21 protein-coding genes and 2 pseudogenes are annotated in these 16,248 nt (G+C 60.9%); 9 read left to right on the forward strand and 14 right to left on the reverse strand.

Features of this window, described 5'->3' with window-relative positions; all coding sequences use genetic code 11:
• The first annotated feature begins 28 nt into the window (after positions 1-28).
• Entirely contained in the window at positions 29-658 is a 630-nt protein-coding gene (locus tag P6U23_RS34190) for a MarC family protein (RefSeq protein WP_407176722.1), read from the forward strand.
• Positions 659-750: 92 nt separating this feature from the next.
• Positions 751-1,335, forward strand: coding sequence for a DUF6496 domain-containing protein (locus P6U23_RS34195; protein ID WP_407176723.1), 585 nt, complete (start codon positions 751-753; stop codon positions 1,333-1,335).
• Positions 1,336-1,375: 40 nt separating this feature from the next.
• On the opposite strand, the gene P6U23_RS34200 is transcribed toward P6U23_RS34195, so the two are convergent.
• Positions 1,376-2,575, reverse strand: coding sequence for a serine hydrolase domain-containing protein (locus P6U23_RS34200; protein WP_407181683.1), 1,200 nt, complete (start codon positions 2,573-2,575; stop codon positions 1,376-1,378).
• A gap of 254 nt (positions 2,576-2,829) precedes the next feature.
• Here P6U23_RS34200 and P6U23_RS34205 point away from each other — a divergent pair, with 254 nt between their 5' ends.
• Positions 2,830-3,099, forward strand: a complete 270-nt coding sequence (locus tag P6U23_RS34205) for a hypothetical protein (RefSeq protein WP_407176724.1) — start codon at positions 2,830-2,832, stop codon at positions 3,097-3,099.
• An 870-nt stretch (positions 3,100-3,969) separates the two neighbouring features.
• Here P6U23_RS34205 and P6U23_RS34210 read toward each other — a convergent pair.
• From P6U23_RS34210 to P6U23_RS34230, 5 genes are all read right to left on the reverse strand, one after another.
• Complete coding sequence (locus P6U23_RS34210) at positions 3,970-4,512, reverse strand: CHAT domain-containing protein (RefSeq protein WP_407176725.1); 543 nt, start codon at positions 4,510-4,512, stop codon at positions 3,970-3,972.
• Positions 4,488-5,003, reverse strand: coding sequence for a hypothetical protein (locus P6U23_RS34215; RefSeq protein WP_407176726.1), 516 nt, complete (start codon positions 5,001-5,003; stop codon positions 4,488-4,490). Before P6U23_RS34215 ends, P6U23_RS34210 begins: the two co-directional genes overlap by 25 nt.
• Positions 5,004-5,007: 4 nt before the next feature.
• The gene (locus P6U23_RS34220) at positions 5,008-5,181 is read right to left on the reverse strand and encodes a helix-turn-helix domain-containing protein (protein ID WP_407176727.1); all 174 of its coding nucleotides are present in this window, start codon (positions 5,179-5,181) and stop codon (positions 5,008-5,010) included.
• A 1-nt stretch (position 5,182) separates the two neighbouring features.
• A complete protein-coding gene (locus P6U23_RS34225) occupies positions 5,183-5,398 on the reverse strand; it encodes a hypothetical protein (RefSeq protein ID WP_407176728.1) in 216 nt (71 codons plus the stop codon).
• A gap of 130 nt (positions 5,399-5,528) precedes the next feature.
• Positions 5,529-6,650, reverse strand: a complete 1,122-nt coding sequence (locus P6U23_RS34230) for an IS630 family transposase (protein WP_407181403.1) — start codon at positions 6,648-6,650, stop codon at positions 5,529-5,531.
• Positions 6,651-6,693: 43 nt separating this feature from the next.
• Here P6U23_RS34230 and P6U23_RS34235 point away from each other — a divergent pair, with 43 nt between their 5' ends.
• The gene (locus P6U23_RS34235; protein WP_407176729.1) at positions 6,694-6,951 is read left to right on the forward strand and encodes a LexA family protein; all 258 of its coding nucleotides are present in this window, start codon (positions 6,694-6,696) and stop codon (positions 6,949-6,951) included.
• Positions 6,952-6,974: 23 nt separating this feature from the next.
• Here P6U23_RS34235 and P6U23_RS34240 read toward each other — a convergent pair whose 3' ends face one another.
• From P6U23_RS34240 to P6U23_RS34250, 3 genes are all read right to left on the reverse strand, one after another.
• Positions 6,975-7,115, reverse strand: a complete 141-nt coding sequence (locus P6U23_RS34240) for a hypothetical protein (protein WP_407176730.1) — start codon at positions 7,113-7,115, stop codon at positions 6,975-6,977.
• A gap of 104 nt (positions 7,116-7,219) precedes the next feature.
• Positions 7,220-7,435, reverse strand: a complete 216-nt coding sequence (locus P6U23_RS34245) for a hypothetical protein (protein ID WP_407176731.1) — start codon at positions 7,433-7,435, stop codon at positions 7,220-7,222.
• A gap of 450 nt (positions 7,436-7,885) precedes the next feature.
• A complete protein-coding gene (locus P6U23_RS34250) occupies positions 7,886-9,160 on the reverse strand; it encodes a diguanylate cyclase (RefSeq protein WP_407176732.1) in 1,275 nt (424 codons plus the stop codon).
• Positions 9,161-10,014: 854 nt separating this feature from the next.
• Here P6U23_RS34250 and P6U23_RS34255 point away from each other — a divergent pair.
• The 3 genes and pseudogenes from P6U23_RS34255 to P6U23_RS34265 all read left to right on the forward strand — a co-directional run bounded on the left by P6U23_RS34255 (position 10,015) and on the right by P6U23_RS34265 (position 11,025).
• On the forward strand, positions 10,015-10,212 hold the full coding sequence (locus P6U23_RS34255; protein ID WP_407176733.1) for a hypothetical protein: 198 nt from the start codon (positions 10,015-10,017) through the stop codon (positions 10,210-10,212).
• A pseudogene (locus P6U23_RS34260) lies at positions 10,209-10,316 on the forward strand (LysR family transcriptional regulator); the annotation flags it as partial. The gene P6U23_RS34255 and the pseudogene P6U23_RS34260, both read left to right, overlap by 4 nt.
• Before the next feature lie 31 nt (positions 10,317-10,347).
• Positions 10,348-11,025, forward strand: a complete 678-nt coding sequence (locus P6U23_RS34265; RefSeq protein ID WP_407176734.1) for an NAD(P)-dependent alcohol dehydrogenase — start codon at positions 10,348-10,350, stop codon at positions 11,023-11,025.
• Positions 11,026-11,251: 226 nt separating this feature from the next.
• Here the strand turns inward: P6U23_RS34265 and P6U23_RS34270 are convergent, their stop codons facing one another.
• The 3 genes from P6U23_RS34270 to P6U23_RS34280 form a co-directional block, all read right to left on the reverse strand.
• On the reverse strand, positions 11,252-12,124 hold the full coding sequence (locus P6U23_RS34270) for a sigma-70 family RNA polymerase sigma factor (RefSeq protein WP_407181684.1): 873 nt from the start codon (positions 12,122-12,124) through the stop codon (positions 11,252-11,254).
• A gap of 18 nt (positions 12,125-12,142) precedes the next feature.
• Positions 12,143-12,484, reverse strand: coding sequence for an antibiotic biosynthesis monooxygenase family protein (locus P6U23_RS34275; protein ID WP_407176735.1), 342 nt, complete (start codon positions 12,482-12,484; stop codon positions 12,143-12,145).
• A gap of 206 nt (positions 12,485-12,690) precedes the next feature.
• The gene (locus P6U23_RS34280; RefSeq protein ID WP_407176736.1) at positions 12,691-13,029 is read right to left on the reverse strand and encodes a GIY-YIG nuclease family protein; all 339 of its coding nucleotides are present in this window, start codon (positions 13,027-13,029) and stop codon (positions 12,691-12,693) included.
• 113 nt (positions 13,030-13,142) lie between these two features.
• Here P6U23_RS34280 and P6U23_RS34285 point away from each other — a divergent pair, with 113 nt between their 5' ends.
• Together P6U23_RS34285 and P6U23_RS34290 are read left to right on the forward strand one after the other, a co-directional pair.
• Positions 13,143-13,616, forward strand: coding sequence for a DUF1330 domain-containing protein (locus P6U23_RS34285; RefSeq protein ID WP_407176737.1), 474 nt, complete (start codon positions 13,143-13,145; stop codon positions 13,614-13,616).
• Positions 13,617-13,634: 18 nt separating this feature from the next.
• Positions 13,635-13,811, forward strand: a pseudogene (locus P6U23_RS34290) (alpha/beta fold hydrolase); the annotation flags it as partial.
• Between the two features lie 142 nt (positions 13,812-13,953).
• Here the strand turns inward: P6U23_RS34290 and P6U23_RS34295 are convergent.
• Together P6U23_RS34295 and P6U23_RS34300 are read right to left on the reverse strand one after the other, a co-directional pair.
• Complete coding sequence (locus P6U23_RS34295; protein ID WP_407176738.1) at positions 13,954-15,246, reverse strand: MFS transporter; 1,293 nt, start codon at positions 15,244-15,246, stop codon at positions 13,954-13,956.
• Between the two features lie 68 nt (positions 15,247-15,314).
• Positions 15,315-16,187: an NmrA family NAD(P)-binding protein gene (locus P6U23_RS34300; RefSeq protein ID WP_407176739.1), complete on the reverse strand. Its 873-nt coding sequence runs from the start codon at positions 16,185-16,187 to the stop codon at positions 15,315-15,317.
• Positions 16,188-16,248 lie beyond the last annotated feature (61 nt).

Genomic DNA, 16,248 nt, shown 5'->3' on the forward strand with positions numbered 1-16,248 from the left:
GCCCTGATGTCACTGGGGGTGCCGATCCATGCTCAATTATGTGACGTCCTCCGTCGTGACACTGGCCCTGGTCATCGATCCGATCGGACTTGCGCCCGCCTTCATCGCCATCACCCAAGGTCTCGATTTCGCGCAGAAGCGCGTGCTGGCGGTCCGCGCCTCGTTCATTGCCGGCGTCATCCTGATCGTGACGGCGCTGCTCGGAAACTGGTTCCTGGCCCAGCTTCGGATCGGGCTGTCGGCATTCCAGATTTCCGGCGGCATATTGCTGTTCAGCGTCGCCACGCGGATGATCTTTGGCGAACGCATGCGGCAGGAGAGCCGTGATGCCGAGACCGCGGCGCGCGAGAAGGTTGCCGATCTCGCGGCCTTCCCGCTCGCCATTCCGCTGATCGCAGGCCCTGGGGCGATCACCGCGACGCTCCTGCTCGCAAGCCGCACCGGCGGCGATCCGCTATGGCTGCTCGCCTTGGTGCTCATCATCCTTGTTGTTGCGATCGCCTCGGCCATCTCCTTTCTGCTGGCCGGCCAGCTTGCCCGGATCTTGGGGCGCACGGGCAACATCGTGCTTGCCCGGCTGCTCGGGATTTTGCTTGCCGCCTTCGCGACGCAGTTCGTGGTGGACGGCATCAAGGACGCCTTTCATTTCGGCGACTGAACGAGCCCGAGCTTGCCGCTGCCGGGATCATTTGGCGAGTCAATGCGTTCCTTAAGGACAATCGTCTCGCTGAGATCGAAAGGAGCAGCGCGATGCCACGAAAGCAGACCATCAGGAAGGCCCAGCAGGACAAGCGCCAGGGCAAATCGGCGACGACGCAGGCCGGCGAGTTCGTGCGCGAGGAGATGGACAAGATTCGCGAAGGCGAGCATGGCGCGAGGTCGCCGCAGCAGGCGATCGCCATCGGCCTCTCCGAAGCGCGCCGCGCCGGCGTCGACCTGCCGCCGCCACGCAAGGGCAAGGCGAAGGCCAGCACCCGCCGCAGCGCCAAATACGCCTATGAGGCCGGCCAGGGACGGCGCAAGACCAAACGCCAGCCACGCGTGTCGCGCGCAGTGAAGGGCGTGCTGAAGCGCGAGCCGCGGAGCTCCGCATCGCGCAGCGCGCTGTCGAAGCAGGCCAAGCGCGCAGCCGGCCGCCGCAGCGCCGCCTCACGCTCGGCCGCAGCGCGAAAGGCTGCGCGGACCAAGGGCGCACGCGGCCGCTCGGAAGCCGCTCGCAAGGCCGCCCGCACCAAGGGCGCGAAGGGCCGTTCGGCGGCGGCCAGGAAGGCTGCGCAGACGCGGACGAGACGGACACGCACACGCAAGGCGGCGCGGCGCACGCGGCGGAAGTAGGAATCTGGTCGCGCGGGCGCGGCGTCCCATTCACCGTCCGTCAGGCCTGCCCGAAGTCGCGATAAATGCCGCGCTCGAAGTGTCGATAGGCCACGAGCGCATGCGTATCGGCGAAGGGCAGGATCTGCATCATGATCACGCCCGCGATCCGCATCGTCGGGTCGATCCAGTAATAGGTATTGAACAGGCCGGCCCAGGTGAGACTGCCCGCCCGGCGGCCCTCGCGCACGGGATCGAGATTGATCATGTGCCCGAGGCCCCAGCGCAGACGCGTGCCGGGGAAGAAATCGACGTCGTTGGACAGCGCCGGATTGGTGGTCTTGAGCACGCCCGCCTGCAGATTGCCGATCTGGTTGACCGACATCAGGGCCACGGTTTCGGGGCGCAGGATGCGTGCACCGCCGAGGCTTCCGCCGGCAAGCAGCGCTTGCGTGAGCGTCAGATAATCCGGCGCCGTGGAATAGATGCCTCCGCCCCCTGAAAACGTCGTCGGCATCGCCTGCCTTTCCAGGGGCTGCGGCACCAGCGCGCCATCCGCCTCGCGCACATGCAGGCTGGCCTCACGCGCGCGCTGCTTCTCGCTCAGCGAGAACGCCGTGTCGTCCATGCCAAGCGGGCCCGTGATGTGGTCGCGGAAATAGCGATCGAGGCTTTGGCCGCTGGCGATTTCCACCATGCGGCCGACATGGTCGATGCTGTTGCCATAGGCCCATCGCGTGCCGGGCTCGAACATCAGCGGCTTGCGCGGCAGATGCGGATGATGGCGCGCGGCCTTCAGATAGCGCACCACGTTCGGATCCCACAGCACATAGCTGAAGCCAGAGGTGTGCGACAGGAGCTGGCGCAGCGTGATCGGCTTTTGCGCGAGGCGCAGCCGCGGGACGCCTTTCGCGTCGAACCCGGCGAGCACCTGCTCGGCGGCGAGCGAGGGGTCGACGGCGGCGGCCGGCTCATCGAGCCGAAGCTTGCCTTGCTCGACGAGCTGCAGCGCCGCGACTGAGGTCAGGAGCTTCACCATGGAGGCGATGCGGAACACCGTGTCAGTCGACATGCGCGCGCCATCGGCCATGTTACGGAAGCCGAACGCGCCCTGATAAAGCACCGAGCGCTCGTTCGCGGCCATGGCAACGATGCCAGGTATCTCTCCGGCGGCGACCTTCGCCTGCAGGATGCGATCGATGTCGGCGCGCTCTGCCGCCTCGGGCGGCGGCGCGGCAAGGCTGGATCGACGCGGAAGCATGCCTGCTGCCGCAAGCCCGGCTGTCCCGAGCAGCGCGTCACGCCGTGTGAGCAAGCCCATGCGATCCCCCTGCAGGCCGACTCCGTGCGGGTCGCAGTCTAGACCTCCGCGCCCAGCCCTTGAAGTCCCTTGTGCATAGCGTGGCGGAACGGTGGACAGCGAGGGGCTCCGCCACTTGCGAATCCCTGCCCCGTGCTAGCAGCCGGAACAAGCGAAGGGGACGGCGGATTCGTCCGGGCGCGGGAGCGATCTTGATGCTGGTGATGAAAGGGCGGCGGCAGGCGATCCGGACGCTGCAGGGCTGGGTAATCTCGGTGCTGCTCGAGGCCGGCGCCATCTGCGAATGCGAGGCGCACGGCTGGCTACAGGATCGCGCCGATCCAGAGGCCCGCGCCCGCGCGCTTCTCATGGCGCGCGAGCGGCCGCCGGCGGGCGTCTCGGCGGAGGAAGCAGTCGCCGCGATGATGGAGGTCTTGGAGGGCATCGGCGATGCCTGCCCCGAGTGCGCGGCGGAAGGCGCGTAAGCCACGCAGTCCGCCACCACGGCCGGTACCGGTTCAACCAAAAATTCATCTCGCTCTGGATTGTCGCATCGCCCGCGCGCCTCGCGCTGGCGGTAGCAAAAAAACTTCGGATTCAATTTTCAAAAAAGCCATGCGATATGCGTCCGCATTCTCGCGGCGCGCCGGCGCCCGAGTTGTGTCGCGAACCTTGACCCTCCAAGAGCAGAGGGCGCAGGGAAGGCCGGGTGCCCGCCGCACCCGCGGCCCCGTGTGCAAGAATTGCGCGAGAAGCGCACACGGGAGTAACCACAGGCAAGGCGGAATCACACCGGCCTTCCCTGCGCAATGGTTTTACGGCTTACTCCGCGCTCTCCCCGGTGAGCCAGACTTTGTTGTCACCGTCGCCTTGCGACGTCAGCGCTTCACAGCCCGGTCGGACTCCGCGCGACATCCGCAAACCTTAGCGCCAGCCTTGGGGCGCCGGGACCACACGACTTCGCCGTCCGCAGCGCATCGCTCGCCTTGCGCGCATCGATCGCTCACGAAAAACAGCCCTGCAATCGAAAAGCGCGCGCGATGTTGCCGCGTCCATCGCATTCCGTCTCACGTTTCGTGACGATGGCGACACGCCCCTCTGCTTGAGGCGGAACGCGGGAGAACATACACCGGAATTCAGTTCGGAAAAACAGAAATATTTTTGACGCGGGGGATTGACGGAAATTTGCGGAGCGCGCTCGTCGGGCAAATCACTTTCGAGGAAAGAAGTAGTCGGCATACACGGTGAGTAGCCGCGTGAGCGCAGCGACACGCGGGACCAAAGCCCGACCAATCGCCGAATCTCGCTTCGCTCATCCGGGCTACGCTCGGTGCTAGTGAGTGAGGTTACTTCTCTCAAGTCAGAATCATTTTTTTTGGATTGATGTCTTTAGCGACGATGAGTTGTGGCGTCGCGGCCTCGTTGATGGACGCTTCTGCAACGGCGACCGCGCCTTGGTTGAAAGCGGCCTGCAGCGACTGACCCGCCGCGATGGCCGCATAAAATTTGACCGCAAAACTCGTGGCCGCGATATCGCTGATGGAATCTTGCATCACAACAATGGCCTGAGCCGGGGGCAGCAGAGCGCTGCGTGCTCTGGCGCTTTCGCAAGCGTTGAGCACGATGACGTTAGGCGGAGTGTCTGTCGCGGCAAGTGCCTTCGAGAGAATATTGAAGGTCATCACGCGTCCACTTTTCGGACGCTTGACTTGGGGGTGGTCCACGGCGACACCGCCCCTATAGCCGTGCCCTGAGAAGTGCACGATGCGCGGCCTGTGGTCGTTCAGCCCCTCGATGAGCGAGTCCAGATCCGCCGCAGGCGATTGATGGATGGTGATGTTGTCGCGCAGTTTCGAACCGCGTACTGCGTTCATCACCTGCCGGACCTCGACGTCCACGCGCAGCGCGTGCCGCTTGTCTGGGTTTGCGGTGAGATACAGAACATTAAGGTGGTCCCGTTTTCGCAGGGCGCGGACCGTGACTTGTTTAGCGCTCGTGACTTTAACTGCAGGCCTGCGTTTAGTCGGTACTCTCGCGGCCAGTTTTGGATTGTCGGCATATTCAGGATGATTTTGCGGTGAGCACGGACGTTCGGGTCTTTGCTATACAGGTAGCGGCTACCATCGTTAACGGTCCCGTCGTTATCCTGCCGGCGGATCAACCCATATCGTGCCAGATGATCAAGCTCGTTCTGAGCCTGCTGTTCGTCGCCCGGACGCAGCCCGGCGGCAACGCGCATCTGTTTGCGGGACCGCGGCGTTGATACCCGTCCGTAGATGGCGTCGAAAAGTCTACGTCGAATTTTGCTGTTGCCGAGATGCTTGGCCAACTGCAGGCACGTTTCTTCGTAGTTGCCGGACCAGTCGACGACCGACGTTCTCTCCTTCATCGGGCTAGCCTTTCTTGAGCGCGATCTTCGGCATCATCCGGCTGACGGTCGGCTGGCTAACACCCAGAACCTGCGCGAGCTGGCCCTGCGAGTACCCTTTCTCGAACATCTCAAGCATTTTTAGCTTGCGCAGCATCTCTAACTCATTGAGGATCTGATCCGCCTGTTCGTCGGTCATTTCATGCCTCCGTTTCGGAGCTGAACCGACGTTCGGCGATCTTCGCGATTTCCTTGCCGAAGCCTTTTGGGAACATGCGCGAGAGCGTCGCATCGCTGACGCCCAGGGCGGCCGCGACGTGTTTCTGCTGACACCCGAGTGCCATTGCCTGAAGGATGAGGAGCGACTTCACGGCGCGCATCTCTTCGAGGAGTTCGTTTTCGGTATCGCCGGGCATCTGATGATCACCTGCTTGCTTTGGATTTGTCGGACTTCGTGGGTTTGCGCCCCTTGGACAAGGCGACCCTGACATGGTTCGAGGTCGTTCCGAGGATGTCGGCGATCAGGCTAGTACCTCTGCACAGAGATTATGACTCTTTGGAAGTGTCTGGGTAGGCTCGCCCCATTTTTGCGCGGGCCTTTTCCGTCGTGAACATCCATTTGATGCGGGAGCGGGCAGCATTTCTTTGCCGTTCCCAAGCGGTGATTTCGCGACGCAGTCGCTTTGGGTCGTCGATCCTGCGAGCGAGGCACTGACCGCGCAGGACGCCGATCTCGATCTCAACCATGTTGAGCCAGCTTGCGTGCTTTGGGGTGTAGTGGAACTCGATCCGCCGCAAGATCCGTCTGGCTTCGGTGGGCGGGAACGTTTGATACAGGGCGCCGGCGGAGTGGGTCGATAAGTTATCCTGCACAACGCGGATGGTCTCGGCATCGGGATAATGGATGTCGACGAGGTCGCGGATGCATTGGGCGTAATCTTCTGCCGCTCGCCGCTCAGTGACTTTGACCTTGCGCCAGGGACGATGCACGTCGAGGAGAACGAAGAGATTGATCGTACCATTGCGACGATACTCGTAATCGTAACGTTCGAGCTGACCCGGCCTGGCCGGGATGGACTGACGGACCTCGCCGATGAGTTGCACCGGGCTTTCGTCGAAGCACACGACCGGCCGCTTGGGATCGGGCGCTTCGGCATAGAGATCAAGCACGTCCTCCATCCTGGCGACGTATTCGCCATCGACCTGCGGAATGCACCACATGTCTTTGCGCCAGGGTTTGAGGTCATTTTCGGCCAAGCGCCGCCGAACCGTCTCCTGCGACAGGCTCTTGTGTTCGGTGAGTTTGACCATCGCGCCTGCCAGCAGCTTGAGCGTCCAGCGGGCACGGCCCTTTGGGGGGCTGGCACAGGCGGTCGCCACCAGCAAGGCTTCTTCCTTGCCAGTGAGTTTGCGCTCCGCTCCGGGACGCGGCTCTTCGCTCAGCGCCCGCTCCAGATTGCCTTCCACGAAGCGTCGCTTGGTCCGATACACGGTCGAGCCGCTCACGCCAACGCTCCTGGCGATCTCTTCGTCGCCGGCCCCGGCATCTGCAGCCAGCAAAATCTGCGCTCGCTTGAGCTTGCGGGACGCATGCTTGCCGCCGCTGAGTAGCGCCCTCAGTTCGGTGCGCTCGATTTGGCTGAGTTCGACCCGATAGCGTACATTCATGGCGTGCCTCCTCGTTCGAGGCACGCACGAACAACTGAATCGGATGGCCGGCGTGAGTCCTTCGACAAAACCCTTCACGCCCACGCAGGGGCAGTATCTGGCTTTTATCCACCTCTATACCCGGCTGCATCGCAGGCCCCCGGCCGAAACCGACATGCAAGAATATTTCCGCGTCAGCCCGCCTTCGGTCCACCAGATGGTGCTGACGCTCGAACGCGCCGGCCTCATCAGACGGCAGCCAAGGACCCCTCGCAGCATCGAGGTCCTCGTTGATCCGAAAGACCTGCCGGAGCTAATTTGACCGCCGCACCCAACCCGTCAAAATCACTGTGCTGAGCCACTAGGGCGAAGGCCCGCCTTGGACAGGAATTCGATTTTGTCCTTTGTTGCATTCATCGAGGCGGTCAGAGCGGCGGCCTGAAGCCTGATCAAGATGTCGAGTTTTGCGGACAGATCTTCGCTCATAATTTCCTCATACCGGCTGCGGCCCTGCCATTGGTAGGCGCCGGCGGGTACACGTGGACAGGCAGGCGTTCGCTACGGACACGGATGACTACACCGGGCCCAACTCAACGCGCCAAGGCGCGGCTGAAATTGCCTTTGCCAAGCTTGGACGTTTTGCAGATTTCCGCCTGTGGGGTTTCGCCGTCGCAGAGATTGCAGGCACCGAGCTGCTTTTCGCTTCCGGCAGTAGGCGCAACAATCTTCAGCAGAACGTCGAGCGGAAAGGCCGAACGGGCAACGATTGCGAGGGCGCCCTTCAGCAAGGCTTCGGTGGTGTTCATAGCTCCTCCCCCTGAATAACAGGAGCTAAATAGGTGCAATTTTCTCGAGGAAACAAGAGACGAGATCTACGCAGGAGCACACAACGGTAAGATTTCCTATTTTAAAAAAGCAGAACAAGTCCTTGTTTTATAGGGCATAAATTTCATGCTGCGCATTTGGCATTACCCCATCCTGTGAAAATGTGTGGAAAATGCAGGGATGCAGCCCCCGATAGTTCGGTACCGCGGGGAAGCGATTCTCTAAGTCGCTTGCCACCTTCGCTCGTTGAGCTATGGCGGCGTTGCCTAAACCGCTTTTGCTCGGTTAGCCTATCACCGACAAACGTTGCATGAGCTGCCTTCTTCCCTTGAGAAGCTTTTCAGCCTCGACTTGAAAGGCGAACGACTCGGCATCGCGAGCGCGAGCGACGCAATCCAAGGCCTCCCAAGGAGCCCGCCGGCCCTTAACCCTCACGCCGCCATCTCGACGCGATTGCGGCCGTTCTCCTTGGCGCGATAGAGCGCATCGTCCGCTCGCTTCAGGACGCCGGCCAAATCCGTCCCCTGCTCGCCCGTGGTCGCCACGCCGATGCTCACCGTCAGCGGCTTGCCGCCGATTGCGGGGACGGGTAGCGCCTGGACCATCGCCCTCACCTCCTCGGCGAAGTCTCGCGCCTCAGTGGAGGACGCGCCTTCGAGCACGAACACGAACTCTTCGCCGCCTATTCTTGCCAGGAGCTGATCGGGCGGGACCGCCGAACGGAGCAATCTCGCCAGGCTCCTCAACACCTCGTCCCCGACATCATGACCGAAGCGGTCGTTGATCGACTTGAAGTGATCGATGTCCACCAGCAGCGCGGCATAGGATCGCCTCAAGCAATCCAGCTCCTCGACGAAGGCGCCGAGCTGGCGACGGTTCGGAAGCCCGGTCAGTTCGTCGGTGGTCGCCTGCTCCTCGAGCAGCTCCGTCAGGCGCACCTGCTCGGATATGTCCCGCACGATCGCCGTGAACTCGACCAGTCCCCCGTTGTTGATCTTCGATATCGCGATCTGCAGCGGTACGGTGCTTCCGTCGCGGCGTCGCCCATAGACCCGATTTCGCTCCTCCATCTGCCGCGATTGGATGGGCGAGGTGGCGAAGCGATTGACGTGGGTCCTGTGACGTGCGCGGTTCGCTTCAGGGATCAGGATCTCGATCGACTGTCCCAGTATTTCCTCCCGGCTGTAACCGAACAGGATTTCGGCGGAACGATTGAACAGCACGATGCGCTGCTCGTGATCGATCGATATGATTGCATCATATGCGGCATCGACGACGAGGCGGAAGCGGGAGGTGCTGACTTCGAGATCCTTCAAGAGGCGCATCTTCGTGGTGATGTCGATCCCGCTCAGAAGCACCTGATGTTGGCCTTGCGCGATGGCATCGACCCTGAATGGCTTCAACGACAGCCGCCACCAATGCGTCTGGTCCGAGAAATCGTACGCCTGCTCCAGCTCCATGGGCTCGAGCGTGGCGAAGCACTGTTCGATTTTCGAAACCAGTTCGCGCCGGGCGTAGGTCGGAAACAAGGTCTCGACGTATGGCGGCCCGACCCGGCCGAGCCGCGGCCGCCCGACCATCTCGATGAAGTTTGGATTCCACGCCGTGATCGGAAATCCCCGATCCGTCGCGGGCGCAATGACCGCTACGCTTGATGAGATACCGTCAACAAACTGTTGAAGGCTCCCTACCCACTCATTGTTCATTGACCATACCAACGGCAATTGCACCAAACGCAAGCAGAGCGAAATGCCGTTCACCGGCCGATGCCTCGAATTGCCCTCGAACGCTCGAGTTGGGCGCCCGGCAGGAGCTGCATCTGCAATGTCTCGGCATGACGAATTAGGATCGTTTCGCGAACCTGCACTGAAATCGGGGATCGTCGCCGCAGCGACTTAGGAACTATCCTGCCGAGTTTTCGTAAAGCTTTGCTTTATCGGCCAAGCGGGCATGCTGTCCGCCCGCTCGAGCAATGCGAGCACCGCAGTCGATTTGCGCGTTGAATGCCGGCCGCTGTCGCGGGTCTGTTGCAGGCGGCCGTAAGTGTCGCGGTTCTGAGCGTGATCATCCAGCTTTTTTCGCAGCGTGAGCCACGCAAGCAAGACGATGGCAGGCTTGATCTTCGGTTGGTGCTTCTAGCCGCGGGCAAGTGTGCATCGAGTGCACGGCGGTCGCCGTCGTCCATGCGGGTCGCACGGGAATTCGATCACGCCATCCTGGTTGTAGGAGCATTTGCCGATCGACATCCGCAATCGGCGAAGATTCAAGGACGTGATCAGTGAAACGCGGGCACCTTGCCCATGAGCTAGTCGAATAGAATTGACATGTCGGCTTTTGGCCCATCGACACCTGCGCAACAGGTCTATGTTGTACAGGTATTAAGGGAATGGAGGACATCAGACTGAACGCTGCTTGTGTGCAAGAGGCGCTGCCGTTCTGCGCGGGCACTGCGGAACACGTGGACAAGCCCTTGTCCTGCCGATTGCGAATCTCTGACCCGTGCTAACCGCCCGGACCGAAAAAATGGGCAGAAGGATTCGTCCCGGCAGGAGTGATCTCAATGCTGATGAAGGGAACGACGGCCAGCGCTACAGGCGTTTCGGGAATGGGCGCACCGATTTTGCGGATCGATCTCGAAGTGCTGATGCAAGCCTTCGCCAACCGGACAGCTATTTGTCTATATTGGTGCATTACGATCATCGTAAGCGGAGTTTGCTCGATTGACAGAGTAGTTTTTGTCACCAATATCCAGGCATGATCTCAGATGGGCTACTCAACGGCATTCGCACCTTCGTCTCCGCGGCAGATGCCGGGAGCTTTGCAATCGCATCGGAGCGGCTCGGCTTATCGCGTTCGGCAGTCAGCAAGAGCATTGCCAGGCTCGAGGAGCGACTTGGCGTGCAGCTATTCAACCGCACCAGTCTTCCGCGCACAAGAAGTGATGAGGATCCCCGATGCCCTCAGTTTCGCCGAAGCATCAACCTTGCCGATTGCCGGGCTGACGGCCTGGAATGCGCTCGCTTATGGCGGACTTAAGGCTGGCGACACAGTTCTTCTCCACGGTACGGGCGGCGTTTCGATCTTCGCGCTTCAGTTTGCCAAAGCATCGGGTGCAAAAGCCATCATCACGTCGAGTGATGATGCCAAGCTCGCACGTGCGACAGGGCTTGGCGCTGATGCTGTGATCAATTATCGGACCAGCTCTAGTATCAGCGAAGAAGTGGCGCGATTGACTGGCCATCAGGGTGTCGACCTTGTCGTCGAAACAGTCGGAGGCTCCAACGTGGAGGAAAGCCTGAAGGCACTGCGACCCCAAGGAAGCATATCGATTGTCGGCTTCCTGGATGGCGTGGAAGCGAAGATCAACCTGATCACTCTGAATCTGAGGCGCGTCGCGATTCGGGGCGTGTCCGTGGGCAATACGGACGACTTCGAGGATATGCTCGCATGCATCGCCGAAAACGAGATCAAGCCGGTGATCGACGCCCAATTCGACCTTGCGGAGGTCGGCGATGCCTTCAGGTATCTTGAGGCCGGAAAGCATTTCGGGAAGGTTGTCATTAGCCTTTGATGAGACTCCGCGGAGTTCGAATGCTTATGCGGGCATGAACCAGGCTACGTATCTGCATCGAAATGGCACTTGTTCACAGAAAGCGGAGGTGGAATTCGGTTAAGAGGCTGCGAAAGTCATCCCAGACTCGGCATGGAGCGTCGTCGTGTCGAATACGGGGACATCGAGATCTGCGGTCCAATGGAGGGTCACGGGGCGGTTAACCAGCAAGATTCACGCGCCCTCGTCAATGGATCGGATCAGTCATCACACGTTGCAGCTTGTCTGGGTTGCGCGTGACATAGATGCCGATAATTTTACCGTCGCCGATATGTAGCGCTGTCGTCTGCACCACATTGCCACTCTCGATCGTGACGAAACCGGGCAAGCCATCGATGAGCACATAGCGAACCAGTCGCGAAGGATGCTCGATAAAGGTCGCAGCCATTTCGGCGTGGCGGGCGATCACGGCTTCGATCCCCACTAGAGGTTCGGGTGTCGCTGGAACCTTGCCCCCGCCATCGGCATAAGCAACGACATCTTTCGCCAACATCGCCCTTAGCGCCGTCATGTCTCCGGTTCTCGACGCCGTGAAGAACGCTTCGGCGAACCGAAGTCCCTCTTCCTTCCCGAGCGCAAAACGGGGGCGCGCCTCGTGAATATGCGTGCGAGCCCGGCTGGCGAGCTTACGGCAGGTCGCAGGCTCGCGCCCAATCGCCTCAGCGACCATGTCGAAGGTCATGCCGAACACATCGTGTAAAAGGAATGCCGCTCGTTCGAGCGGCGAGAGGCGTTCTAGTGCCACCATCAGTGGCAACGTCACGTCATCGGCAGCATCTGCATCGTCCGGATCGAAGATCGGCTCCGGCAGCCATGGGCCGATGTAGGTCTCGCGGCGACGCCGCGCCGACTTGAGTTGGTTGAGGCAGAGCCGCGTGACGATGGTGCGCAAAAAGGCCGTCGGCTCGCGCACCGTTTCCTTGTCGGCGGCGAGCCAGCGAAGCCAGGCATCCTGAACCACGTCTTCCGCATCCGCGACCGATCCCAACATGCGGTAGGCGAGCCGAACGAGGCGTGGACAAAGATCTGAGAAGAGTGGTTCGGATTGCTCGTCAATCATCACGTTGGCAGCGCCCCCTCATCCTACAGTGTGAACTGCATCGACTTTGTAGAGTGCCGGTGAAACCGACTTGGCCAGCGCAGCGAAGCGTTTCAACTGGTCCTGCGTTCCAGGCGCCTTCATGAAATTCTCGAAGTCCGCCTTTGAGGCCCATTGGGCGTAGTTAACGACATGCTTGCCGTCGAAGCTGCTGTGGACACTGACCGAGATGAATCCCGGCCGGTTGCGGATTGCGGCCTCCGTGACTTCGGAAAGCAGCCGTGCCAGTTCGGCCTGTCTCTCTGGGTCCACCTCATAGATGTTGATGAGCGTAATGGCGTCAGCACCCGCCTCGATCTTTGCGACATCATGCCTTTTCATCGTCGTCTCTCCTCTGGAGTTTCTCTGACGAAGAGCATGACAGGGCGGACTGCCGAAATGTGACATGGCGCCCGAGTTAAACCGTGTGTTATCGCGAGCTGGTATGTCAGTTTGGACGGTTGCACGCACGCGCGAGGCTCTCAAATTGCCTCCGCAGCGTCGACGCGAATGTCGGCACGTTTGGCCGAGCCGAACAGGCTCGCCGCCTAAACAGCTTCCGCGTCCAGCTCTTTTTCCCAGTATGCGAGGCGCTCCTTCAGGGCACGATCTCGTGCATACGAAAGGCTTTCGTCCTCCTCGAACGTTTCGACGGCGGCGAACGAAAAGGCCTCGGCACCGTGCTCGTGCCAGGCCGCCTGTAAAGAGCGATGCGGACTGCTGCCCTGCCGCAGCATGAACCACAATCGGGTCTGGATGGTCGCCAGGTTCAGCGCGCGGCCGACCCAACACTGCCCCGTCGCTGCGCAGCGAACGACATAGATCCCGACCGCCGGCTTTCTTTCCTTGTAGGCCCGAACAGCAGCCTTTCTTTCCTCGTATTTCACGCAAATCGCCCCCGGCAAAGTCGCAGTGACAACTCATGTGCAGATTTATACCCGGATAGTATTGACGGCGCAAATTTTGTCCGGGTAATAATGATGCGCAAGATATCCGTCCCATGCCCACCAGCTTGCCTTCGGCACGTCCAGCAAAACGGGAGAAACGAGTGACCAACTACTTAGAACCGACGCAGCAGGCTGGCCGCGCCTTCATGAGGCGCGATCTCCGCGGCCCGATCGTGATGCTCAATCTCCTGCGCTTCCGCAACGTTGCCGACTATTCGGCCAACCCTGAACTGGCACCCTCCATGCCAATCAGCGGCGCGGAAGCGTTTGAGCGCTACATCACGCATACGCTGCCCCATCTGCGCGAGAGTGGCGGCGATCTGCTGTTTCTTGGCACTGGTGGCCCGTTCCTGATCGGTCCAGAAAGTGAGAAGTGGGACATGGCGATGCTGGTTCGTCAAAGCAGCGCCGCGTCCTTCATCGCCTTCGCCGGCCATGAGCCTTATCTCGCGGGCATTGGACACCGTACGGCGGCGGTCGAGGACTCGCGCCTTCTTCCCCTGGTTGAACTCCAGCCTCCAGCTTGATCCGGACGAGCCACACCCATGAACACCGTGCAAGCCAATGGCATTGAGCTGGCCTATGACAGCTTCGGCGGGGAAACCAACGAAGCGATCCTGCTGATCGCCGGGTTAGGCACGCAGATGATCCGATGGACGAGCCCGTTCTGCGAAGAACTGGCCGCGCGCGGCGACCGCGTGATCCGTTTCGACAACCGCGATGCGGCGATCTGGATTCCGCCACGCCCGACACTGCTTGATGCCGCGATCATGATGATGCTGCCGTTCATCACAGGCTTCCTATATCTCGCGTCTCGTCGATTGTTCGCTTTGCGCCGTCAGACGGGCGCATGAGCCGCTTGAGCTATTGACGTTGGATTGATCTGAAAGTGCTGAGCAGGAATGCCGCAATGGAAAAGGCCAATCCAAGAGCGCTGACGTCCGCCCACCCACCCCGCATCCACGCCGTCCCGGCAAGGGCTGCGCCCGCCGATCCACCAACAAAGAAGACGCCGGTATAGAGCGCGTTGATACGCCCGCGCGCTTCGGGCCGCACTGTATTGATGGCGATGCGTCCGAGTACCTGGTCGGTGACAACGCCGAGATCCAGAAGCACTGCACCTAGCAGCAATACCGCGAGCGATGCTTGTGTGTGACTTGCGGTTGCCCAGATCGACCAGCCACCGTCGGCCGCAAGTCCGATCAGCACAAAACCGAGAATGGCCGAAGCGTGCGCCAGCAATGTTACGCGGTTAGTCCATCCGCGATCGCCGATTCGGCCGGCGAAAGGTGCTATCAGCGCGCCGGAGATCCCTGCAAATGCAAACAGCGCTATCCCGAGCTGCCCAAGGTTGAAGAGTGCAGCAGAAAGACGAAGCGCCGCGGCTGTCCAAAAGACGCTGAACCCGCCCATCAACAGAAACTGGTAGGCGGCATGTCTGCGCAACGAAGACTCCTGAATGAAGAGTCTGCACATCGAACCGATGAGTGCGCCGTAGCTTGTTTCCGTTGTTGGCCGCTTTTCCTTGATTACGCTCGACAGGATGAAGGTGATAAATGCGATTAGGACTGCGATGGCGCCATAGTGGATACGCCAGTCAAAAAACTGCGAGACGGTGCTGGCCAAAGGACGGGAGACAAGCACGCCCACGATGATGCCACTTTGCACCGTCCCCACGATGCGCCCACGATCGTGGTCCGATGCAAGGCCGGCGACGATAGACACAAGCATTTGCACGACGGTGGATGTGAAGCCGACCAGCGCCGAGGCGACGAAGAGGAGTGTTGGCGTCGGCGCCAGCGCCACGCCCGTAAGGGCGATCGTCATGAATGCCATTGTAGTGATCACGAGGCGTCGATTCGGAAGAAGGTCAATGGGAGGGACGAGGAACATCAGGCCAACTGCATAACCAAGAAGCGTGACGGTCGGAACGAGGGCCGCCGTGGAAGGAGGGAGGTGGAAAGAAAGGCTGATCAAACCGATCAGCGGCTGCGACGCATAGAGACTGAGGACCACGATGGCGATTGTGGTCGCAAAGAACAGGACGCGGGCTCTCCCAATGCGGGCGCCCGGCGGATTAGCTGCTGGAGTGACGATAGCCGGCACGGAAGCGGCAACGTTATCGCCGGATCTGAAATGTTCGGTTGTTGTCGACATGGACCGCTCCGCGGCAAAGCGCAGCCGGCCCGATCGGGCCGGACGCTGTCGCCTACGTGTTGGGGTTTTCAGGCGTTGGCCACAGCCAATTGTTGGAAATATTCTTTCAGGGCCCTCGGCTCTCGGCCGAGTATGGCCCGCAGCGTCAGGCTGTTGCCGGGCGAGCCGTAGAGCGAATAGGACTCGTAGACCCGTTCGAGCTCTCTCAACTGACGCTCGTCGAAGGGAAGTTGCGCCTGCGCAGCCCAGCTTTGAAAGCTCGGGACTGCGACAGAGATCAGCTTGCCCAACACCTCTGACATCAGCCGCGCGATCTCGCCCCTATCGGGCATGCCATCGGCGGCGAGCTCAAATGAGCCATGGGAGAGACGTCTGTCCAGGAACGCGATGGCAACGACTTCTGCGACATCACGATAATCGACGCGAGCGAGGCGCACCTCTTTGCCATAGGGCTCGGCGAACACGCCCGTTTGGGCGATGGTTTTCCAGCCGGCGGCGAAATTCTGGAACAGGGTTGCGGGATAGAGGATCGTAAAGTCGAGCCCAGACTTCAGGATGGCGGCCTCGACCGGCAATTTGCTGGTGTGGTTTGCGAGGCCATTGGCGGGATGGATGACGCTCGAGAAGACAAATTTGCCGACTTTCGCCCGCCTTGCGGCCTCCACCATAGCGACGCCGAGCTCTGCCTCATCGGCGACGAAGGGGGGCCCGACATGATAGACGCCGTAAACACCATCCAGCGCCTTATCGAGCGTGGCCGAGTTGCGCAGGTCGCCGATGGCGACCTCTGTCGCCCCATTCGCCCGCGCCCTATGTTCACCCGCGTGATCCCGAACGAGCGCCTTAACCGTGAAGTCCCGCTTGGCGAGTTCCTGTGCGACCAAACCACCGCTGCGCCCGCTCGCACCGACGACGAGTATGGATTTCCCGAGTCCAGTCATTGCTCCGCTTCTCGATAGCTTCGATAGGCGCACTATCGGTCTTCCGCTGTGCGGAGTATAG

The sequence above is a fragment of the Bradyrhizobium sp. STM 3562 genome (genome assembly GCF_045571435.1).
In the GTDB taxonomy this organism is placed as follows: domain Bacteria; phylum Pseudomonadota; class Alphaproteobacteria; order Rhizobiales; family Xanthobacteraceae; genus Bradyrhizobium.